The following is a 22656-nucleotide window of genomic DNA, read 5'->3' on the forward strand; positions in this document are numbered from 1 at the left end:
GCCGGGGAGCCGTATAGCGACGAAAACTGCCGCAAAAACCAGGAAAAGGAACAGGAACAGCCCCAAAACTATTTTTAGAATAGCTTTTCCTATAACTTTGAAGTAATTTATTGACTGTTCTTTTTCCAAAGATGATAGAACCTACAATACTAGCGATAGAATCTTCCTGCGACGAGACCTCGGCCGCGGTTATCCGTGGGGGCAAGGTGTTGTCGAATATCGTAAACACACAGGCCGTGCACGAGCAGTATGGCGGTGTGGTTCCTGAGCTGGCTTCCAGAGCCCATCAGCAGAACATTATACCGGTGGTTTCTCAGGCCTTGCTTACGGCAAATGTAGCAAAAAGTGAGCTAAATGCAGTTGCCTTCACGCGCGGACCAGGGCTTTTAGGGGCACTGCTCGTGGGTTGCTCCTTTGCCAAGTCGTTTGCGCTGGGTTTGGGTATTCCCCTAATCGAGGTAAACCACATGCAGGCGCACATTCTGGCCCACTTTATCGACGATCCCAAACCGCAGTTTCCGTTCCTTTGCCTGACCGTAAGTGGTGGTCATACCCAGATTGTGCTTGTAAAAGACCACCTGGACATGGAAATCATCGGGCAAACCACCGACGATGCCGTGGGTGAAGCCTTCGACAAGACTGCCAAGATGCTGGGCCTGCCATACCCGGGCGGACCGATGCTCGACAAAATGGCGGCACAGGGAAACCCGAACGCTTTTGAGTTTCCGGTGGGCAATATGCCCGAGTATAACTTCTCGTTCAGCGGCATCAAAACCTCGGTTTTATACTTTCTAAGAGATAAAACGAAAGAGAACCCTGATTTTGTGCAGGACAACCTGGTGGATATTTGTGCCAGTGTGCAGCAAACGCTGATTAAAACCTTGCTCAAGAAACTGAAGCAGGCTTCCAGGGACTTGGGCATACGAGAGATTGCCATTGCCGGAGGGGTCTCGGCTAATTCGGGCTTGCGTAAAACGCTGCAGGAGTATGCGGCCAAGCATAACTGGAATGTGTATATCCCCGCGTTTCAGTACTGCACCGACAATGCAGGCATGATTGCCATGGCGGCTCATTACCAGTACCTTAAAGGCGACTTCGCCACCCAGTACGTGAGCCCGGATCCAAGGCTTAAGTTTTAGTTATTCGTTATTCGATTATCGGAAAATATAAGTATAGTGATGCGAAGTAGGGGAGCGTCCTGTTAATCCTTTAATCCTGTAAATCCTGATTCCAACAACTAATAACGAACAACGAATAACGATGATACAGCCAGGTGATACCCGAACGTATGTGAAGCATGTAACAGCGGCAGACTTTGCCCGTTTTGAGGATGGCCTGGTGCACGCGATTTGTTCTACCTTTTCGCTGGCGCAGGCTGCAGAGTGGGCAGGGCGCCTGTTTGTGCTGGAGCTGAAAGCAGAAGATGAAGAGGGGATAGGTACACGCTTAATTATCAATCATAAAGCGCCTGCTTTTGAGGGGGAGGAAGTGGTGATTGTGGCCACGCTCGAAAAGTATGAAGGCAACGAGGTGGTCTGCAGCTACACGGCAAAAGTGGGGGACAGACTGGTGGCCGATGGGAAAACCGGTCAGAAAATTTTGAAAAAAGAAAAACTGGCGAAAATTTTAGCGCCGAAGCAAGTATAAATGGCGAAAGAAAAAGACAGAATAAAGAAGCACGTTAACATCGTTAACCGAAAAGCCTCCTTCGAGTACCAGTTTCTCGACAAGTATACCGCCGGCATCATGCTGATGGGTACCGAGATTAAATCGATACGAGAGGGCAAGGTGAACATGCAGGATGGCTATTGCGTGTTTACCCGCGGCGAGCTGTGGCTGCACAACGTGCACATCTCCACCTATACCGAGGGTACCCACTACAATCACGAGCCGATGCGCGCCCGCAAGCTACTGCTCAACAAGAACGAGCTTCGCAAATTGGAGCGCGGAGCCGAGGAGCAGGGGGTAACCATCATCCCGACACGCGTCTACATAAACGACCGTGGCTTCGCTAAAGTAGAGGTTGCGCTGGCCCGTGGTAAGAAGCTGTACGACAAGCGCGAAGACATCAAAGCCAAAGACGTAAAACGCGACATGGAGCGCAGCGGTTATTAGGAATTTTGAATGAGTGATTGAGTGTTTGTTTGAATAGATGTATATTTATTCTGAAGTTTATTTAGGCAAAAAGTATAGGTTTATACTTCCGCTATACTTTCACACACTTCCCCAATCATTCATTTGCTCATTTAAAATTCACCCAATCACTCATTCACTCATTCATAATTAAGTAAAAGTGGACTACGGAATAGGTATGCTGAGTGTGGTGCCCATGCGCACCGAGACATCTGACAAAGCTGAAATTGTAACGCAACTAACTTTTGGGGAGTGCTATGAGGTGGTTGCCCGCGAGGGTAACTGGCTGCAACTGCAACTGGCCGCCGACGACTACCGTGGCTGGATTGATGTGAAGCAACATACCCCTGTATCCTCGGACTATTACAAAGAGTGGTGCAACACCCGCCACCCCCGTGCCCTCGACCTGGTGCAGATGGTGAGCAATGCGGACGTGCGCATACCGGTGGGCATTGGCTGCTACCTGCCTTTCTTTGACGGGATGAGCATACGGATTGGCGAGGAGCGTTACCAGTATACAGGCAGGGCTTCCAACCCTTCTGCGACAGCTACGCCCGCACAGCTTATTAAAGTGGCAAACAGTTTTCTGAAAGCCCCCTACCTGTGGGGGGGCAAGTCTGTTTTCGGGATTGATTGCTCGGGATTTACGCAGCTGGTGTTTGGTATTTGCGGCTACAAACTGCCCCGCGATGCCTACCAGCAGGTGAGCCACGGTGAAGAGGTGCACTTTGTAACCCAGGCACAGTCCGGAGATTTGGCCTATTTTTCAAACCCGGAGGGCCGTATTACGCACGTGGGGCTGGTGCTGGAGGGGCAGCAGATCATGCACGCGCATGGTGAAGTGCGGATCGACACCCTCGACCATAACGGTATCTACAACGCAGACCGCAAGCGCTACTCTCATAACCTGCGCATCATCAAACGTATTCATTTCTAATTCGCAGCCAATTTCTTTGCGCCTCGTGTTACAGGTTTCCGGCGAAATCCGTAAAAGAGTGGGCGAAAAAGCAGAAATCGGTTATGAAAGACAAAGTACTCATCCTTAACCAAGACTACAGCGCCATAGCTGTATGCTCGGTGCAGCGGGCCTTTTTGCTGGTTTTCCTGTGCAAGGCGGAGGTAATCACCAAATCAGATGGGGATTTTCTTCATACTGTAACGGTAGCCTATCCTGTTCCTTCCATCATCCGGCTGCAGCGCTACGTTCGGGTACCCTACTTTGGCATAGCCCTGAACCGCCATAACGTCATGCGGCGCGATAACTTTACCTGCCAGTACTGCGGCTCATCCAAACACCTGACGCTGGACCACCTGCTGCCGCGCTCCAGGGGAGGGGAGACCAAGTGGCAGAACCTGGTAACAGCCTGCTCCCGCTGCAACTCCCGCAAGGGCGACCGCACACCGGAAGAGGCTGGTCTGAAGTTGCTCCGCAAGCCCACCCGTCCCTCGCTGCGTACCTTCCTGCAGCAGCACCTCAGCCCCGATAAGCACGACTGGGAAACCTACCTGGGAGCGGCCTGTTAACTGTATTATATGGTTGCTAATGTAATTAGTTAACGATATGTATAAGGTTAATATTCAGTCTGTACTACACTTGTAATTATAGGATTTGTTTAAAGTACTTAATTGGAAAGTATAGCTGCAGGCATTTCAGGCGCTGGAAGCATAATTCAGCTCTGAATTTATACTTTTAAGCTGGCGGGTACAGGCTTTAGATTGACTTTCAGATTACCCTTTTAACTACATCAGAGTAGTTTATACTTACTCTACCGGGTCCAACCACCCCTAGCCCCTCCTTAGCCAAGGAGGGGAGCCTGTTATTACTTCGGTTGAGGTATAAGTGCTATAGTTGCTGTTCTCGCGCGGACAGGTCGCGACCTGTCCCTACAAAGTATAAATCCACCCCCAGAGCTGCGCCCGCTGGCTCAAAACTCTCCTTTTAGCCAGTCCACAAGAGGAGAATCATCTGCAGCCGAATAACATCCCCCTACCCCCTTCGAAGGGGGACTTCGGCTGAAGCTCCGTCAGCAGCAGCTATCGATATTATCCCAGCCTTTGGGTTGAGCGCCTTGTGGATTTCTGGTGCCCGTCAAGGGCATTGCGACCGAAGGGCAGCAAAGGAAATGTACACCGCGCGATGCCCGAAGGCGAGGCCTCCCGGCCTGGGAGGGCAGAAAGCCAGAGATGCAACGATAGGTTGGTGGGAACTAGAGGATGAACGGCAGCTAATAAGGATAGCTTGGTTCAAGCGGAAGGAAGCAGCGGCTAGGCAAGTATAAGCTGAAGTATAAATCGCCAAGTATAGAAGTATTGCAGAACTATAAAGTATAAGCTGAAGTATAAAGTATAGCTAAAGTATAGGTATGGCTCTTTGAGCCAGCCGGGTTGCAAACCCGACACCGTAGTTAGGCACGAGTTGCAAACTCGCGGCACCGGGAGTAGTACAAAGGCCCGAAGACTTGCGTCAGAAAATAAAGTATAAAGTATAGCTGAGATATAAAAGCACACAGCAGCAAGTATACAGTATAGCCCAAGTATAAAATCCTGCTCATCCCTCCATCCTGTAAATCCTGATCTTGACTACTATAAAATCCGGAGCCGAAAGTATAAACCAGTCTCTCCCCGGTTACTAAGTTCTGCGGCAGGCCGGCTCATTTTCTTAAATGGCTCGCTAAAAGTGTATTACAATAGTGGCTTCTTGTAGTATTTCCCGAATTTTATACTTACTTTTGCCGTTCATTCGGTTGAATGGCCTCAGGTGCTGTGCCTGAGTATGTTACACTAAACCAAACCGGCTTATTGCTCTACGCCGGTGGCTATACCAGAGCAGCATAAACAATATGAGTAATTCTCCAGAAAATTTCGACTGGGACAAGTTTGAGTCTCAGGGTTTCGGCGCCGGCTACAGCAAGGAAGAAAAAGCCGAAATGGAAAAAATGTATGACGACACCCTGACTACCGTACAGGAGCAGGAGGTTGTTACCGGAACCGTGGTAGGCATCACTGATCGTGACGTGATCCTGAACATCGGTTTCAAATCAGACGGTCTGGTGCCGGTTTCTGAATTCAGAGACATGCCGGACCTGAAGCCTGGCGACCAGGTAGAAGTATTCATCGAAGACCAGGAAGATCCAAACGGTCAGCTTATCTTGTCCCGCAAGAAAGCCAAAATCGTTAGCGCCTGGGCTCGTATCTACGACGCACTTGAGAACGACAACGTTCTGGAGGGTATCGTTAAGAGAAGAACAAAAGGCGGTCTTATCATGGATATCCATGGTGTGGAGGCCTTCTTGCCAGGTTCACAAATCGACGTGAAGCCAATCCGCGACTTCGACGTGTTTGTAGGCAAGAAAATGGAAGTAAAAGTTGTGAAGATCAACGCCGCTTTCGACAACGTGGTAGTATCTCACAAAGTGCTTATCGAGAAAGACCTGGAGCAGCAGCGTGCAGCTATCCTGAACAACCTGGAAAAAGGTCAGGTGCTGGAAGGCGTTATCAAGAACATGACAAACTTCGGTGTGTTCATCGACCTTGGTGGCGTAGACGGTCTGCTTCACATCACAGATATTTCTTGGGGACGTATCAACCACCCAGAGGAAGTATTGCAGCTTGACCAGAAAGTACAGATCGTGGTTCTTGACTTTGATGAAGACAAGAAGCGTATCTCCCTGGGCATGAAGCAGCTTACACCACATCCGTGGGATGCCCTTCCAGCTGAGATCGAGGTTGGTTCACGCGTGAAAGGAAGAATCGTAAACGTGGCTGACTACGGCGCGTTCCTGGAGCTGATGCCAGGCGTTGAAGGTCTGATCCACGTTTCTGAAATGAGCTGGTCACAGCACCTGCGCAACCCACAGGACTTCATCAAGCAAGGCGACGAGGTGGAGGCAGTTGTGCTGACACTGGACCGCGAAGAGCGTAAGATGTCTCTGGGCATTAAGCAGCTTACTGAAGATCCATGGACAAAAGAAGACGTTATCACGAAGTATGCCGTTGGCACCAAGCACACGGGCATCGTTCGTAACCTGACAAACTTCGGTCTGTTCCTGGAGCTGGAAGAAGGTGTAGACGGCCTAGTACACGTATCTGACCTGAGCTGGACGAAGAAGATCAAGCACCCATCTGAGTTCGTGAAAGTTGGTGAGAACCTGGACGTAGTTGTTCTGGAGCTGGACGTAGCTAACAGAAGACTTGCCCTGGGCCACAAGCAGCTGGAGGAGAACCCATGGGATACGTTTGAGTCTGTATTCAACGTAGGTTCAGTTCACAAAGCTACTGTACTTGAGAAGTCAGACAGAGGCGCTACACTGGAGCTGCCTTACGGCATCGAAGGTTTCTCTTTCCCGAAAGGACTTCAGAAAGAGGACGGTTCTCAGGTAGAGGCAGGCGAGAGCCTTGAGTTCAAGGTAACTGAGTTCTCTAAGGACGACCGCAAGATCATCCTTTCTCATACAGCTACTCACTCAGAGGTAGAGTCTTCAAGAGCTGCAAGAGCTACGAAGAAGGCTACTCCTGCTACAGGTGAGAAGAAAGAGAAAGCTCCTAAAGTACAGAAAGAAGCCGAGAACAAGTCTACGCTTGGCGACCTGGATGCACTTTCTGCCCTGAAAGAGCAGATGCTGGAGAACGAGAAAGAAGCTGGTGTGAAGAAATTAGAGGCTGCTGCTGCTAAAAAAGCAAAAGACTCTAACGAAGGCGAGGCTTCTGACGAGGAGAACAATGCTTAATTAATCTTTAAGCTTGTTATACAACAAGAAGGCCCCGGAGCAATCCGGGGCTTTTTTGTTTTTATACTTTATGTTGGTAATTTAACGTGAACTCGGAAATTAACCTTTAAAATACTCTCTTCCAGAGCCTCGGGATTAGCAGACATTGCTTTGTTCTTTATTTTGAGAGATCTACCCTTAAAATATTGCTACTTAAATAACAAAAAGAGATTGTTTAAGAAGCTGACAATGGTTTAAATTCTTGATAATCAAATTTTTATATACGATTTAATTCCCGAGTTCACGTTAATTTATAATGTGAAATCCCGCAGGCAAGGTAGTTGGGTCAGAAAGAATAATTACTTGTTGTCAAAGCCTGATACAAAGTAAAGGGATATGCGAAGGATAAAGATTAATAGTTTGGCACAATAGAACAAATCGAAATGAAGGCACTGCTACTAGTACTAATCCTGCTATTTGTTAATATTCCTGCCTTTTCACAGACATACAATGCTTTAGTACCTGATAGTGTGATTACAAAATTCATGCAGGATGTGCTAACCAATAAGGAGCCTTATCAGAGTGCTTTTAATAAACTACCAAAGAAAGTGTTTTATAAACCTATAAGTCTTAAGACAGCGAGCTGGGACTTGAGAGAACTTCCATCCGAAACTGAATTTGAAATAAAGTTTGATAAACTCCTTGAGAAAGTCGAGCTAACTAAGGAAGATGTAGCTTTCCTGAAAGCACAAGTCAATGGCTTTAATGATACAATTTGGAATCTTGCAATCCCCAGAATCTCATTGAAGAAGAAACACAAAAAGAATTATTTCGTGTATTCAGTGCCAATTTTCACCAAAGATTTCAAGAAAGCAGTTTTCTGGAGGTATATGTATTGTGGCTCATTATGCGCTTACTCCGAACTTCATACATATAAGCTTTATAAAGGGAAATGGGTGATAGATGAATATATAGCAGGCTGGATATCATAATGTAAAACCGAATGTAAAAGCGGAATAAATCAAGTTACTAGAGTGTCCAGCTTTTAATAATGCTACTGTCTTTCTCAGCATAAAATGGAGAAGCTTGACTGTATTATTCAACGGACGTTGGATGTTAAATTTTGATTATGACCATTTTTGAAAACACAACTCTTAAGAATATGATAACAACACCCGAGCACAACGAACGGATAGCAAAAATGACTTTTGCCTCCGTGTATCCTCACTATTTGGCAAAGGTGGAGAAGAAAGGTAGGACGGAAGAGGAACTACATCAGGTGATAGAATGGCTGACAGGGTATGATCAAAATAAGCTGCAGCATGCCATTGATGAAAAGGTAACTTTTGAAACGTTCTTCCAAGAAGCAAGACTGAACCCAAATGCCCACCTCATTACGGGAACAATATGCGGTTACCGGGTAGAAGACATTGAAAACCCTTTGACGCAACAAGTAAGGTATCTTGACAAGTTGGTAGACGAATTAGCTAAAGGCAAAAAGATAGAGAAGATCCTGCGGGCGTAGAAAAGCTATTTTGCCAACAGAACATTCTTGAGTTTAAGAGGGCGAGATTTCAGTTCCTAGACAAGCTTTCTCCGTTGGATAACGTGACATTCGATAAAGGCAAAGGATATCCCCTTATCGTTTTCATGCTTCCTGATTCAATTTATAAGAATCTGCTTTTCCAACAATCTGAGCATCAAAGTATAACATCGGAAAGTCCTTTTGCCCACAAAAAATAGCTTCCTAAAGTTTGACAAGTATACTTCCCTGTGTATATTTGCACTCCAATCGAACAACACGGTAACGTGGCCGAGTGGCTAGGCTCAGCTCTGCAAAAGCTGCTACAGCGGTTCGAATCCGCTCGTTACCTCAGAACCCTGCCAAATCTGGCAGGGTTTTTTGTTTTCAGCCCCTTCACATTATACTTCGCTGCGCCCACAGCTCATACTTTACCGTTTCCCTATTACAGCCATATTTTTTCGGCTGCCGGCTTAATCTTTTGGCACCATATTCCGTAATGAGCTTAGCTAAGGCTAACACGGGCATATGGTAGTGAAGAACTGCTAAAGCCTGCAATCATTAAATTCAGCACCCTGCAAAGTATAATCTGACATTATAAAAATTGCACAGATAAACAGTGGCATGAAACCCCAGCAAATGCCCGGAAAATGTATGGCAGAAGAATTATCGAAGGAGCGTACCATGTGCAATGCTAAACGCATAGCTTAATCAGCGAGAAAACGAATGAAAATCATTGATTTGCGCATCATGCGCGGACCTAACTATTGGTCAGTAAAACACCCTAAACTTATTGTTATCAAGCTGGCTTTGGAAGAGCTAAGCCATGGATCAACAAAAGATTACCCGCAAGTTCTATCGCGCTTAAAAAACATGTTCCCGGACATGCACAGCCACCGCGCAGCAGAAGGGGTAGAGGGCGGCTTCTTCAGGTCGGTGGAGGATGGTACTAGTTTTGGCCATGTGGTGCAGCATGTGGCACTGGAACTGCAAACAATGGCCGGTATGGAAAGCGGCTACGGGCGTTGCTATCCGACACGGGAAGAAGGGCAAATGACGGTAGTATTCTCGTATCAGGAGGAGCGGGCCGGGGGGTATGCGGCCTATGCTGCGGTGCGCATCACAAATGCCCTCGCAAAAGGGGAGAAGTATAACCTGAATGAGGATATCGCGCGCCTGCACGACATCCGCGAGGATGAGTACTTTGGTCCTAGTACCTACTCCATTGTATCGGAGGCAAAAAGCCGTGGCATACCCTATATCCGCCTCAACCGCCACTCGCTCATTCAGCTGGGCTACGGTGTAAACCAGAAGCGTATACAGGCCACCATGACCTCGGGCACGGCCTGCTTTGCCGTGGAGATTGCAGGAGACAAGAAAGCTACCAAGGACATCCTCGACGAGGCAGGCATCCCGGTGCCGAAAGGGCGGACTATAAGCACGGCTGAGGAACTGAAGAAGGCCATCGACTGGCTTGGCTTCCCGGTTGTTACCAAACCCCTGGATGGGAACCACGGGAAAGGAGCCACCATCAACATCACCAATCTGAAGGATGCGCTGAAAGGTTTTCAGGAAGCCAGGAAATACTCGCAGTGGGTGATGGTGGAGCAGTATATACAGGGTTTTGACTTCCGGTTGCTAGTGATAAACGGCAAGTTTGTGGCCGCTGCCAAGCGCACTCCGGCCATGGTTACCGGCGACGGGGTATCAACTATAAAGCAGCTGGTAGAACGCGAGAACAAGGACCCGAGGCGCGGCATTGGGCACGAGAAGGCACTTACCAGAATAAAGCTGGACAAACACACCCAGAACTTGCTTAAGCAGCTAAACCTCACCACCAAATCGGTGCTGCCGGCAGGGGAGGTGCTGTACCTGAAGAGCACAGCCAACATTAGTACAGGCGGCACCGCCACCGACGTTACCGACCTGGTAGATCCGTACAACGTGCTCATGGCCGAACGCATAGCGGGCTTAATCGGGCTAGACATTTGCGGGATTGATGTGATGACCACCGACATTGCCATTCCGCTGAACGAGGCACGTGGCGCGGTGCTGGAGGTGAACGCAGCCCCTGGCTTCCGGATGCACATTTCGCCTACCTACGGCCTGCCCCGAAACGTGGCGGAGCCGGTTATGGATATGCTCTTCCCACGCCATGCGCCTGCCCGTATCCCGATTATCGCCGTAACGGGCACCAATGGTAAAACCACCACCACGCGCCTGATTGCGCACATGGTAAAACATAAGGGCTTCCAGGTGGGTTATACTACCACCGAGGGTATCTATATTCAGGATAAGCTGCTGGAGAAAGGTGATACCACAGGTTCATACAGCGCACAGTTTGTGCTGAAGGATCCGACCGTGAACTTCGCGGTGCTGGAGTGCGCTAGGGGCGGATTGCTACGTTCAGGCCTGGGGTTTGACCAGTGCGATATCGGCATCGTGACTAACGTCAGCTCTGATCACCTTGGCCTGGGAGACATCCATACCCTTGAAGAGCTGGCCCAACTGAAGGCGGTAGTGCCAAAGAGCGTGAGCAAAGATGGGTACGCCATACTTAACGCCGATGATGACCTGGTGTATGCCATGGCCGCGGAAGTGAGCAGCAAAGTAGCCTTCTTTAGCATGGACGAGAACAATCCGCGCATTCTGAAGCATATTGCCCAAGGCGGTCTGGCGGCAGTTTTTGAGAACGGCTTTATCTCCATTTTCAAGAACAGCTATAAGATACGGATAGACCGCGTGGCTGACGTGCCGCTGACCTTTGGGGGAAAGGCAAAGTTTAACATCGAGAACATTCTGGCAGCTGTTTTAGCCGGTTATATCGCGCACTTTGACATAGAGGATATCAAAACTTCGCTGCGCACTTTCATCCCTTCGCCCAACAAAACGCCGGGCCGCATGAACCTGTTTAAGTTCCCAACCTTTGAGGTGCTGGTGGATTATGCGCACAACGTAGGCGGGCTTAAAGCCATCGGGGAGTATATGAGTGCATTGGAGGTGTCTAAAAAAGTAGGCGTGGTTGCTGCCGTAGGCGACAGGCGGCAGGAAGATTTTTACGAGATTGGCCGGGTGTCTGCCGAAATTTTTGATGAGGTAATCGTGCGCCTCGACAGTGATTTGCGTGGCCGAAAACCGGAGGAGATCCTGGAGCCACTTTTAAAGGGCATAGCCGATGTAGATCCCGCCAAAGCAGTGCGACAGATACCGGAAGAGATGAGGGCCATAGCCTCTGCGCTGGAGAATGCAGAGCCTGGCTCTATCGTGGCCATTTTCACGGAGGATGTGCATGAATCGGTGAAAATGGTGGAGAGTTTCAAGGTAATCCAGGATAGAAAAGTTTTTGTAGAATAATGCAGCCTTTCTACCGTTAATCAAGTATAAGTACCGCGAAAGAGCATCAAGAATATTAATATAGAAATAAATGTGAACGATGGACTAAAGCCCCTGCCCCAGGTAAGGGCTTTTTTTATTGTCCTATTATGATGTATAGCGCACTTATAGTATAGGCTCCGATAGACGGCCTTAAAAATATAGAGCCCCTGCCGGAAGAGCAGGGGCTTTATATTTTATACTTTGGCTAAGACCAACTTTCTTACTTCAAAGTGAAAGTTGTCTTTCCGATCAGGAAGCCATCAGTGTAGAGCTCTACGGTGTGCTGGCCTTTCTTGTATTCAGCATTTTTATTGTAGGTAAAGCTTAGTTCCTGCTGCGTATTGTCGAACACGAAGTCGCGTTTGGCAGTGTAATACATGTCTTCGCCGTCAATCTGGAACATGCCCGAGCCTGTTGTCAGGTTATAAAGGGCGGCGCCGTCTGGCTCAATCATGCGCATGTAAACCGTTTTAGGCTCCTGCCTGGCTACATCATTTTTCGCCAGTTTAAAGTCTATACGGATTTTTTCAACCTGCTTGGCTCTGTATTCATTGTCAGAGTCATCTTTCTCTTTCCCGCGCTTGTTAATAATGTTTACGTTGATGCGCTGCGTCTCGAGCCTGGCTGCAAGCTTCACCTGCTGGTTCAGCTCAGCGTTGGTGGAGCGCATCGTAGTCAGGCTGTCCGATAGGCGTGTTTGTGTTGTTTTAAGGTCGGTGTTCTCCGTGAACAGCACCTCGTTGTCCTGCTTCAGGCGGGCGATTTCCTGGTCTTTCTCCTGCAGTTGCTTCTCAAAGGCGGAGGCTCTGTCGCGGAATCGGCGCTGGTCGGCCAGGCTGTAGCTTCTCTTTCTGAAACCACGCAGCTCCTGTAGGTCGGAGTTGATGGTGGCGATTTGCGCCTCCAGTGAGTCGTTGGCCAGGCCCATCGCGCTCAGCTCCTGGCTCTGCCGCTCAAAATCAGCTTTCAGCGCCTCGTAAATCTTAATCTGGTTCTCCAGCTCAACGTCCTTTACCTTAATGATCTCGGCCTGTTCCTCGGTTTTCTCCGCTTTCTGGTAATTCATGTAAATAAGGATGCCATTGATGCTGATAAGCACCACCAGGAGGCCACTGATTAACAGTTTACGGTTACTGCGGTTCTCAGGAGTGTTTGTAGACATATTTAAAATTTTGGTTACCCGATGTTATACTTTGTGTTAAAGTTTAGCACTATTTGGTAGCAGTGCAAGCGTCAAATATATAAATTAGATTCTATAATAGAAGCAAGATGAACCGAGATTTTAATGCATCGTACTGGGAGCAGCGCTACCAGCAAAACCAGACTGGCTGGGATGTTGGGAGTATAACGCCGCCCTTGAAACAATATTTTGACCAGCTAGAGAACAAAGCGCTGCGCATTTTGATTCCGGGATGCGGAAACGCCTATGAGGCTGAATATTTGCACAAAAACGGTTTCACAGAAGTTTACGTAGCAGACGTGGCTATCACACCTTTACAGAATTTGCTGCACGGAAATCCATCCTTTCCGGAGGGCCACCTGCTGCACCAGGATTTTTTCTCGCTGCGAGGCACTTATGACTTGATAGTCGAGCAAACCTTCTTCTGCGCCCTTGATCCAGCGCTGCGCGCCGCCTATGCCCGCAGGTGCGCGGAACTGCTCCAGCCAAACGGTACGCTGATGGGCCTCTTGTTTAACACTGTTTTTGAGAAGGAAGGCCCGCCTTTCGGTGGCAGCCGCGAAGAGTATGTATCATACTTTGCGCCATACTTCGAGTTTATCCATTTCGAAACCGCTCACAACTCCATCCCCCCGCGGCAGGGGAAAGAACTGTTTATAGAACTCAGGAAGTTAGAGAGTTAGAGAGTTGAGGAGTTTAGGAGTTAGAGAGTTAAAGAGTTTATGATTTCTTCTATTATTTTAAGCATACTTATAAAGTGTAAAGTATAAACTTGTTACAATTGCACCAGTGTGGTATACTTCACAAGCTAAATGCCGTGTTAAAAACCTAAGGAATGTATATTCATACCCTAATGCAATCTGTTTTGAGGCTCCGGTGTCATAATTTAAACACCAATGTACTCATGAACTCCCAAACTCTCTAACTCCTAAACTCCCCAACTCTCTAACTTTCTAATTACCTTTGCAGAGCCGGTAAGGCAAGTATAAAAGTATAATTATTATGTTCGAGATACCAAAACTAAAGTATACAGACAGTGGCAATTTCTTCCTGATGGCTGGCCCTTGTGCCATTGAGGGCGAGGAAATGGCCCTGGATATTGCAGAGCGCATTAAGGTGATTACTGACAAGCTGCAGATTCCGTGGATTTTCAAGGGGTCTTATCGCAAGGCCAACCGCTCCCGCCTCGATTCCTTCTGCGGCATCGGGGATGAAAAGGCGCTGCGCATCCTGGAGAAAGTAGGGAAGGAGTTCGACGTGCCTACCGTTACCGATATCCATGAAAGCGGTGAGGCTGCCATGGCAGCGGAGTATGTGGACGTACTGCAGATCCCGGCTTTCCTCTGCCGCCAAACTGACCTGCTTGTAGCTGCCGCAAACACGGGCAAGGTGGTAAACATCAAGAAAGGCCAGTTTTTGTCCGGCGAGGCGATGCGCTTTGCCGTAGACAAAGTGCGCGAGTCAGGGAACGAGAAAGTTATACTTACTGACCGCGGTAACAGCTTTGGCTACTCCGACCTGGTGGTGGATTTCCGCAACATCCCAGCTATGCAAGCATCCGGCGCCCCGGTAGTGATGGACGTGACGCACTCGCTGCAGCAGCCAAACCAAAGCTCGGGCGTAACGGGCGGTAAGCCTGCCCTGATCGAGACGATTGCCAAGGCGGCCATTGCCGTAGGTGCCGACGGCCTTTTCATCGAAACGCACCCGCAGCCAAGTATAGCCAAGTCCGACGGAGCCAACATGCTGCCGCTGGACCAACTGGAAGGGCTGCTGCAGAAACTGGTACGCATCCGCCAGGCTATCAGCTAAAGCTTCTAGACAAAAGATAGTTAGACAAAGGACAAAAGACAGAACTAAAACTCTTTTGTCCTTTGTCTTTTGTCACCAAGCCCTTTGTCAAAAGTTTAAAGTAAAATGCTCCTTCGGTTGCTGGGGCCGGAAGAAAACCAATCCTACAAAGTATAAATCTACTGTCTGGCGCACCTGTGGGTGGCGCTTTATCTCCTGCCAGGCCCGCTTCATTCCCGCCGACCAGTAAATATCATCCAGCACCAGCACGGTGTTTTCGTGGCACTTGTGCAGGCAGCTTTCAAAGTATCGCAGGGTTGGCTCGTAGCGGTGGTTGCCGTCCAGGAAGGCGAAATCTATACTTTCCAGCTGCTGCAGTTGCTCGTCTAAGGTGCTGTCCAGGTTACCTTCTATAATCCGGATGTTGCGGTAGCCCTGCTTTTTAAAATTATCCCAGGCCACGCGGGCGATGTTAGGACAACCCTCAAACGTATAAATCCGGCCATTTTTGCGTGCCTCTGCCAGGTAAGAGGTGGTGATGCCCAGCGAAGTGCCTAACTCGAGTATGGTGTTGGGTTGCAGCTGGTTTACGAGTCGGAAAAGTAGCTTCCCATACTTGGCAGGCTTTGCCGAGGTGCGGGCGATATCCTTTACCTTACGGGACTTCTGCTTTATACTTCTGGAGCCGGCGCCAAAGTCGGTTACCTGCAGTTCCCGTTCATCGCTTAACAGCTGGTGGCGCAGGGCCTCCACTGTGTCGTATGCCCCGAAATGGCCGCTATGGTGCAGCACGTTGTGGTACAAGTCGAAGATAAAAGGGGAGTGGACGCCATGCAGCTTGAAGGCGCGCATCCGGTACAAGAGGTAATCAGCGGCTAGTCTAAGGTGTGTCACAAGGGCTAAAAGTAGGGAAGATGCTGAGGCAAGCTATACTTTAAAAGTATAAAAATACCTTCTGGGTGCAGGGCTTAGTTTAGTTTGTAGGGCACTACCAGCGTAAACTCAGGAATCGTTACATCGAAGTGGCGGCCGTCCACGAGGCGCTCCATCAGGTAGGTGCCGCGCATTTTGCCAATGCCGGTCTTCAGGTTGCACCCCGATACGTACTCATGTATTTCCCCCGGCTCCAGGATTGGCTGCTGCCCCACAACGCCTTCACCTTCCACCTCGCGCATCTGGCCAGTAGAATCATGGATATACCAATGGCGGCGCAGCAGTTTTACGGTAAATTCGCTGCGGTTCTCTATTTTTATCCTGTAGGCAAAAACAAAGTGCTGCTGTACCGGGCTCGAGTAGTCCGGTAAGTAGTTGGTGGTAACCGTAATTTTTACACCTTCCGTTGTTTTTGTATCCATGTTCCAGAGTTTTTTGTATACTTAGAAACCAATCCGGCTGCCGCGCGTGCTGTAGCTTCTGTTAATCTAACCCATCAAGCCAAACTAACCCATGCATGTAAAGATAGAAGAAAGCTGGCAAAAAGTCTTACAAGATGAATTTGAAAAACCATACTTTAAGGAACTGGTTTCATTTGTAAAAGACGAATACACCGCCCAAAAAGTTTATCCGCCAGGCAACCAGATCTTTAATGCTTTTGAAATGTGCCCTTTTGATAAGGTAGAGGTCGTAATTTTAGGGCAGGACCCTTACCACGGGCCCAAACAGGCCAACGGGCTGGCTTTCTCCGTGAGCGACGAGGTGCGCATACCGCCTTCTCTGCTCAATATATTCAAAGAAATTAAGAGTGATTTAGGAAAAGACCTGCCGCCTACCGGAAACCTGGAGCGATGGGCAAAGCAAGGGGTTTTGCTGCTGAACGCGACGCTTACCGTACGGGCCGGCAATGCGGGCTCGCACCAGCGCAAGGGCTGGGAGGAGTTTACGGATGCGGTGGTAAAGAAAGTGAACGACCAGAAAGAGCATGTGGTGTTTATGCTGTGGGGAGCCTATGCGCAAAAGAAGGGGGCTTTTATTGATGAGCGTAAGCACCTGGTGCTAAAGGCAGCGCATCCATCGCCTTTTGCCGCTGACCGTGGTTTTTTCGGCAGCCGCCATTTCAGCAAGGCAAATGCTTATCTGGAGCAACACGGTAAAAAGCCGATTGATTGGTAGAGGGGATATACATAGCGTTACCATAACTATACTTTCCTGAGGCTGGGTTGAGGTATTGCCGCTGGCGCGAGCTTGTAGCTCGTGCCTTTATATACTTCGGCTACATACGTAGATAGCTGTTCCGGACATCCTTGTCTGGAACTTCCTCTGCTGCGGACTTCAAAGTCCGCGTAGGCCATACTTTATACTTTGGCTATACTTCTATACTTGCTGACTTATACCTTGACTATACTTTCATAGCCTCGGCTTCCTGCAATTGGATACAAGCTACCCTTACTAGCCACCGTTCATTCTCTAGTTCCCACAAACCTACCGTTGCATTTATACTTTCTGCCCTCCTAGGCCGGGAGGGCTCGCCTTCGGGCATCGCGCTGCTTTCGCTTCCTGCCCTTGTGCCTCGGGCTGCATCGCTGTCGCTCGGCACCGGAACCTCTCGAGGCGCTCAACCCAAAGGCTGGGAACAGGTTCGAAAGCTGCTGCCATACAACTTGAACCTAAGTGTCCCCTTGAGGGGACCACAGGGGTGTTTATACTTTGACCATAAAACTTATACTTCAGCCAAAGTAACTACAGAACTCCCCTCCTTGGCTAAGGAGGGGCCAGGGGTGGTTGGACCCGGCACTTTAGCTTCTAATATCACTAAACTTGAATTACTTCATCGTCTTAAACTTCTGCTGCATCACTGCCTGCACCGACTGATTTTTAATCTTGCTGTCGAGCCATGAGATGATGTCAAAGTATAGGAAGTGGCGGCGGTAGAGCGGGTTGCCCGAGATACGCAGCAGTTTCTCCTTCAAGTCTGCAAAGGCCGCTTTTAGCCCGTGCGGCTCGATGTCGGGCAGGGTGCGCAGGAAGTCGAAGATGACTACCTGCATCGGCTGGCGGTCGTTCATTTTGCCCAGGAAATGGAAAACAGACTTTACCTGGTAATCCAATAGCTCGTCTTTGCCCGCCTCATAATGCGCTACCAGGTTCAGGATGCGGGCAAAACACTGGATGTCCTCCCTGAGGGCAACATCTTTATACTTGATGATCTTCTGCAAGTATAAAATGCAACTGGTGTAGTCGCCGCTGCCAAAGTACAGGCAGGCAATTTTGTAGTAAAATACCAGCTGGCGGTGCGGGTCCAGTTGCTGCTGAAACACGTTCAGGTTACGCCTGATCTCCGGAACAATCCTGAGCCCCTCCGTGAAGCGGCCCTCCATGAAGCTGGCGTTTATCCGGTTAGTGTAGATGTAGAGGAAAAGCAGCATCTCGATGTTCGGGTTGCTGCGCCGGTTACTGTCAGCCGCAAAGTCTTCCAGTTTTTCCAGGGCCTCCATAAACTTGCTGTAATAGAGGGTGTTGTACAGCGCCAGCAGTAAGTTGTGGATGCCTTTGATGTAATTGGTGGTTTGCTGCTGCTTCATTAACGGCTCCTCCTCAAACAGATCCACCCACTTTTGTGCATAGCGGTAACAGGCTTTAAAATCCTGCAGGATGTAATAGTACCACACATGCGACTGGTAGTAGCTGAGCTTTTCAGCGAAACTGGCTTGTTTCAACTCAAGCGCAGGCACATTTGCCTTGAAGAACGTCGTTAGCTCGTGACATTCCTCCGGGGTGCGGGCGTGGCCCATTTTGATGTACAGTCCGTAGAGGCGCAGGGCCAGGTCGGAATTGTGGTGCAGCCTGCCCAAGTGCCCGAGCAGGTCGCCTGTTTCCTGGGTAAGCGCTTCGGCGCGCCCCTCCAGGCTGCGGGTAATGTACTGCTGCTCAATCTGCTTCTCAAAAGTATGGGCCGTGAGGGCCACGTGCAGGTGCGCGCTTTGCCTGGCCATGGCCTTTACCTTTTCCAGCATTTTCAGGCTTTGCTGGTAGAGGCCTTTGTTATAAAGCACCCGGGCGTAGTCCAGTTGCTCGTGCAGTTGTATATCGGCATTCTGGTTGGCATGGTACAGCCTGAGGCTGGCCAGCAGCTGCTTGTACAGGTTGGCTTTCTGGTTAGCAAGCTGCACCTTTTTTATCCCCGGCACCAGGCGCAGCACCCGTTCCTCGTCATACACCGACATGCTTTCCAGCGCATCGAAGAGCTGCAGGAACTTAATGTCGCTGTTGGAGCCCTGGCGGGTGGCAAAAAGCCTGAAATGACGCTTCTCTGAGCGAGCCAGTGATTTAATTAACTGAAATACTGCATCCTGTGAAGCGTTTGCCATTGTAATACAAATATATGGAAAGTGTTGGTTATCAATTACATGTGGAGTGTTAAACTATATTTAGAAATAGTATATATACCTTAAAATAGTTTTTGTAGCAGGAAAATATGGCGCTATTTAGCAATTGAATGTTAGGCAAAGTTAACCTGGAAAGAGGTAACCGGCACCTTTCACGCAGCAGGGAAGTATACTTTATACTTTGCTCGGCCTGTTAAAATTTGAAAACCAGATGTTTATGTCCTGATTCAATAGCATCAGGCATCAAAATAAAGGAAATAGTTTTGATTAGTTTTTAATTCCAGATTGATTAAGCTGCAAACTTCTGGAGTGCAGTTTTCTGACAAAGTGTAACCTCTGTTGCACTAATAAAGCCGCTGATATGGGTTTCAGCGGCTTCTTTTTTTATTGCCAGCGGGTGCTGCTAAAGGTCCTGGGGTCAAACCAGCTTTTGTCGGTGCTCTTCGGGAAGCTTATGTTAAAGTACTCCTCGCGCAGTGTGGTTTCTCCGTTCGTCTTGAAAATGATTTCGGTTGCTACCCAGTAATTCTCCAGCAACTGGTAGTTGTTCATCTCCACGTCGCGCGTGTTGCCGTTGCTGTTGGTAAGCACCCGCAGCACATACAGCCGCTCCTTGTCTACCCAAAACTGGCTGCTGCTGCTATCGGCGGGGCTGTTTGCGCCCACCACAATGGCTTTGCGGCCCTGCCAGTCGGTTTCGTATACTTTGCTCAGGTCTATTTTTAGCTGGTTCAGCTTCGATACGGTTTTCTCCGGTTTCAGGAAGTATACATCAAAGGAGAGCAGCACGAGCGGGTGTATCTGCGGCATTTTGCCGGCCAGTTGGTTCTCCTGGAAGCGGTAGACCGTATCCTGGGCAAAGATGACTCCGTTGCCGCTCTCAAAACCATCAAAGCGGATATGCAGCAGCCCGGGCTGGCTGTAGATCTCCTGCCATACTTCCTCTTTGCTGACCTGGCCATTTTCGTAAAAGATGGCGCGCTGCTCAAACTGGAAGTTGGGGTACCACTTGCCCTGCCAGCGCTTATACATAGCCTTTACTACTTCGGTGCCGTTTTTATACATTGGCTTGGGCGCCAGGGCAAAGCCCAGGCTGGGGAAAAGGGTGAGGCAAAGCAGCAGGATGCCGCCGCCGGTAATCAGGTGTTTTTTCATAGTTTATAGGTTGTGTAAAAATTTCGCGCCAAATTACTAATTTCTTGTGATGTTGCGCTATACTTTAGTGGCGGCTATACTTTAGAAATTGTATCTTCATACTTCCAAATTCTAAATGTCATGCTGAAGATTTACCATAACACCCGTTGCAGCAAAAGCCGCCAAACTCTGGACCTGATTAACCAGGCGGGGCAGGAGGTAGAGGTAGTCGAATACCTCAAGACACCGCCTACGGCCAATGAACTACGCGAAATTTTGCAGAAACTGAACATGAAACCTGAACAGCTGCTGCGCAAGGGCGAAGCCATCTATAAGGAAAAGTATAAGGGGCAGGAGCTAACAGATGAGGAGTGGATACAGGCGATGGTAGAAAACCCGGTGCTGATCGAGCGACCTATAGTAGTGAAGGACAGCAAAGCTGTGCTGGGCCGCCCACCGGAGAAGGTGCAGGAGTTGCTGTAGGTTTTGCTGAACGTGTGTATGCTCCTGTACAGATATTTTGTACTAAGAAACCTGGCTCTTGGTCTGGTTCTGCAAGCTGTTGTTAGCTGTACAGATATTAAAGTTAATACTGTTGAATTATCAGGTATAACATCTAACCCCTTCGTGCCGGATAGTATTACTTATACTTTTATAAATGATGCGCTCTTACAGAAATTTAGCAATTCTGATTTTACATGCGACTTTGTCCTAGATAGGCCTTTTACTGCAACTCTAGCAGCTGAAGATTCGCTGCTACTTATCCGGATGGATAGTGTGTTTTCAGAAGAAGATGTGGAGTTTCTATACAAGCAAGTTGCAGGAGGAGAGAAGTTTAGACTGAATCCAGCTTTAATCGGAGACAGAATGTTAGTGTCCTTAGACACCATTGTTTCGGAAGCTAAAGGGAAGACTAAGTTTAAGGCTTTTAGGGATAGGTATGGAGGCGAAGGGTTTTGTTATATCACATTGCCAATCTTCTCAAAAAAGTTTTCTTATGCCATTGTTAGAAAAGGTATGGTCTGCGGTAATATTTGTGGAGAGGATGAAACCCAAATCTATAAAGTAACAGACGGGAGGTGGCAACAGTTTTATACTTTAAGAGGTGCAGAAGAAATCTGAAGTAAAACATAAAGAGCAGCCCATTGGAGCTGCTCTTTATGTATATAAGGTATAAAGCGATACTTTAAATTCTTCTTATCTGCGCGCCAAGGGTGTTCAAACGGCCGTCGATGTTCTGGTAGCCGCGGTCGATTTGCTCTACGTTGTCGATGATGCTGGTGCCTTCGGCTGAGAGCGCAGCGATGAGCAGAGCCACACCGGCACGGATGTCAGGCGACGTCATTCGGATGCCACGCAGCGGAATTTGCTTGTTCTGACCGATAATGGTTGCGCGGTGCGGGTCGCAAAGTATAATCTGCGCGCCCATGTCGATGAGCTTGTCCACGAAGAACAGGCGGCTCTCAAACATCTTCTGGTGAATCAGCACCGTGCCTTTAGCTTGCGTGGCCACCACCAGCGCCACACTCAGCAGGTCCGGTGTCAGGCCTGGCCAGGTATGGTCCGATATGTTCAGAATGCTTCCGTCGATGTAGGTATCCACCTCATAGCGGTCCTGCTCAGGAATAAAGATGTCATCGCCCCGGAATTCCATCTTGATACCCAGCCGCATGAAGGTGTCCGGTATCAGGCCCAACTCTGGAATCTGGCAGTCTTTGATGGTAATTTCGGAACCTGTCATGGCGGCCATGCCTATAAACGAGCCTATCTCGATCATGTCCGGCAGCATGCGGTGCTCGGTGCCACCCAGCTTCTCCACGCCCTCCACAACCAGCAGGTTAGACCCGATGCCGCTGATCTTGGCACCCATGCGGTTGAGCATGCGGCTCAGCTGCTGCACGTAAGGCTCGCAGGCGGCGTTGTAAATGGTGGTGGTTCCTTCGGCCAGCACGGCAGCCATCAAGATGTTGGCAGTGCCCGTCACAGATGCCTCGTCCAGCAGCATGTAGGCCCCTTTCAGGCGATCGGCTTTGGCGCTGTAGAAGACGTCCGGCGTGTCGTAGTTAAATTTTGCACCCAGCTTCTCCAGGCCAACAAAATGCGTGTCCAGCCGGCGGCGACCAATTTTATCGCCACCTGGCTTGGGCATTTTAGCCTCACCGAAACGGGCCAGCAGCGGGCCCACAATCATTACCGAACCGCGTATGGCACGTCCCTGGTCTACAAACTGGTCTGTGTTCAGGTAGTCAAGGTTAATGTCGTCAGCCTGGAAAGTATAAGTGTCGGGGGAGTTGCGCTCCACCTTCACGCCCAGGTCGCGCAGCAGCTCGATGAGTTTATTTACGTCCCGTATATCGGGCACATTCGAAATGACAACAGGTTCTGCGGTAAGCAACACGGCGCAAAGTATCTGCAGCGCCTCGTTTTTCGCGCCCTGCGGATAGATTTCGCCTCGGAGTTTGTTGCCGCCAATTACTTCAAAAGAAGCCATGT

Annotated in this window: 20 protein-coding genes and 1 tRNA gene; 15 read left to right on the plus strand and 6 right to left on the minus strand. The window is 49.1% G+C overall.

What is annotated here, in order from left to right:
• The first annotated feature begins 131 nt into the window (after positions 1–131).
• The 10 genes from tsaD (at position 132) to cphA (ending at position 11715) form a co-directional block, all read left to right on the plus strand.
• A complete protein-coding gene (gene tsaD, locus C8N40_RS18405; RefSeq protein WP_211318144.1) occupies positions 132–1139 on the plus strand; it encodes a tRNA (adenosine(37)-N6)-threonylcarbamoyltransferase complex transferase subunit TsaD in 1008 nt (335 codons plus the stop codon).
• Positions 1140–1260: 121 nt separating this feature from the next.
• Complete coding sequence (locus tag C8N40_RS18410) at positions 1261–1647, plus strand: thioesterase family protein (RefSeq protein ID WP_108213284.1); 387 nt, start codon at positions 1261–1263, stop codon at positions 1645–1647.
• Positions 1648–2115, plus strand: a complete 468-nt coding sequence (gene smpB / locus C8N40_RS18415; RefSeq protein ID WP_108213285.1) for an SsrA-binding protein SmpB — start codon at positions 1648–1650, stop codon at positions 2113–2115.
• A gap of 178 nt (positions 2116–2293) precedes the next feature.
• Complete coding sequence (locus C8N40_RS18420; protein WP_245905184.1) at positions 2294–3070, plus strand: C40 family peptidase; 777 nt, start codon at positions 2294–2296, stop codon at positions 3068–3070.
• An 83-nt stretch (positions 3071–3153) separates the two neighbouring features.
• Entirely contained in the window at positions 3154–3657 is a 504-nt protein-coding gene (locus C8N40_RS18425) for an HNH endonuclease (protein WP_108213287.1), read from the plus strand.
• Positions 3658–4973: 1316 nt separating this feature from the next.
• Positions 4974–6860 (plus strand): 30S ribosomal protein S1, encoded by a 1887-nt coding sequence (rpsA, locus tag C8N40_RS18430; RefSeq protein WP_108213288.1) that lies wholly within the window; start codon positions 4974–4976, stop codon positions 6858–6860.
• Between the two features lie 422 nt (positions 6861–7282).
• The gene (locus C8N40_RS18435; protein ID WP_108213289.1) at positions 7283–7831 is read left to right on the plus strand and encodes a hypothetical protein; all 549 of its coding nucleotides are present in this window, start codon (positions 7283–7285) and stop codon (positions 7829–7831) included.
• 170 nt (positions 7832–8001) lie between these two features.
• Positions 8002–8364: a DUF2200 domain-containing protein gene (locus tag C8N40_RS18440; protein WP_108213468.1), complete on the plus strand. Its 363-nt coding sequence runs from the start codon at positions 8002–8004 to the stop codon at positions 8362–8364.
• A 278-nt stretch (positions 8365–8642) separates the two neighbouring features.
• A tRNA-Cys gene (locus C8N40_RS18445) sits at positions 8643–8713 on the plus strand.
• 374 nt (positions 8714–9087) lie between these two features.
• Positions 9088–11715, plus strand: coding sequence for a cyanophycin synthetase (gene cphA, locus C8N40_RS18450; RefSeq protein ID WP_108213290.1), 2628 nt, complete (start codon positions 9088–9090; stop codon positions 11713–11715).
• Positions 11716–11956: 241 nt separating this feature from the next.
• Here cphA and C8N40_RS18455 read toward each other — a convergent pair whose 3' ends face one another.
• Complete coding sequence (locus tag C8N40_RS18455) at positions 11957–12898, minus strand: hypothetical protein (protein WP_108213291.1); 942 nt, start codon at positions 12896–12898, stop codon at positions 11957–11959.
• A gap of 107 nt (positions 12899–13005) precedes the next feature.
• Here C8N40_RS18455 and C8N40_RS18460 point away from each other — a divergent pair, with 107 nt between their 5' ends.
• Positions 13006–13599: a class I SAM-dependent methyltransferase gene (locus C8N40_RS18460; RefSeq protein ID WP_108213292.1), complete on the plus strand. Its 594-nt coding sequence runs from the start codon at positions 13006–13008 to the stop codon at positions 13597–13599.
• 319 nt (positions 13600–13918) lie between these two features.
• The gene (gene kdsA / locus C8N40_RS18465) at positions 13919–14728 is read left to right on the plus strand and encodes a 3-deoxy-8-phosphooctulonate synthase (RefSeq protein WP_211318145.1); all 810 of its coding nucleotides are present in this window, start codon (positions 13919–13921) and stop codon (positions 14726–14728) included.
• 87 nt (positions 14729–14815) lie between these two features.
• Here the strand turns inward: kdsA and C8N40_RS18470 are convergent, their stop codons facing one another.
• Entirely contained in the window at positions 14816–15601 is a 786-nt protein-coding gene (locus tag C8N40_RS18470; RefSeq protein WP_245905185.1) for an O-methyltransferase, read from the minus strand.
• Positions 15602–15675: 74 nt separating this feature from the next.
• Positions 15676–16062, minus strand: a complete 387-nt coding sequence (gene apaG / locus C8N40_RS18475; RefSeq protein WP_108213295.1) for a Co2+/Mg2+ efflux protein ApaG — start codon at positions 16060–16062, stop codon at positions 15676–15678.
• A gap of 91 nt (positions 16063–16153) precedes the next feature.
• Here apaG and ung point away from each other — a divergent pair, with 91 nt between their 5' ends.
• Positions 16154–16816 (plus strand): uracil-DNA glycosylase, encoded by a 663-nt coding sequence (gene ung, locus C8N40_RS18480; RefSeq protein WP_092098550.1) that lies wholly within the window; start codon positions 16154–16156, stop codon positions 16814–16816.
• Between the two features lie 650 nt (positions 16817–17466).
• Here ung and C8N40_RS18485 read toward each other — a convergent pair.
• Positions 17467–19011, minus strand: coding sequence for a hypothetical protein (locus C8N40_RS18485; RefSeq protein WP_108213296.1), 1545 nt, complete (start codon positions 19009–19011; stop codon positions 17467–17469).
• Between the two features lie 402 nt (positions 19012–19413).
• On the minus strand, positions 19414–20184 hold the full coding sequence (locus C8N40_RS18490; RefSeq protein ID WP_108213297.1) for a LolA-like protein: 771 nt from the start codon (positions 20182–20184) through the stop codon (positions 19414–19416).
• A gap of 120 nt (positions 20185–20304) precedes the next feature.
• Between C8N40_RS18490 and arsC the strand changes: the two genes are divergently transcribed.
• Together arsC and C8N40_RS18500 are read left to right on the plus strand one after the other, a co-directional pair.
• A complete protein-coding gene (arsC, locus tag C8N40_RS18495; RefSeq protein WP_108213298.1) occupies positions 20305–20646 on the plus strand; it encodes an arsenate reductase (glutaredoxin) in 342 nt (113 codons plus the stop codon).
• Positions 20647–20664: 18 nt separating this feature from the next.
• Entirely contained in the window at positions 20665–21285 is a 621-nt protein-coding gene (locus tag C8N40_RS18500; RefSeq protein WP_108213299.1) for a hypothetical protein, read from the plus strand.
• Positions 21286–21349: 64 nt separating this feature from the next.
• Here C8N40_RS18500 and murA read toward each other — a convergent pair whose 3' ends face one another.
• A complete protein-coding gene (gene murA, locus C8N40_RS18505) occupies positions 21350–22654 on the minus strand; it encodes a UDP-N-acetylglucosamine 1-carboxyvinyltransferase (RefSeq protein WP_108213300.1) in 1305 nt (434 codons plus the stop codon).
• Between the last annotated feature and the right edge of the window lie 2 nt (positions 22655–22656).

Source organism: Pontibacter mucosus (assembly GCF_003054055.1).
Taxonomy (GTDB): domain Bacteria; phylum Bacteroidota; class Bacteroidia; order Cytophagales; family Hymenobacteraceae; genus Pontibacter; species Pontibacter mucosus.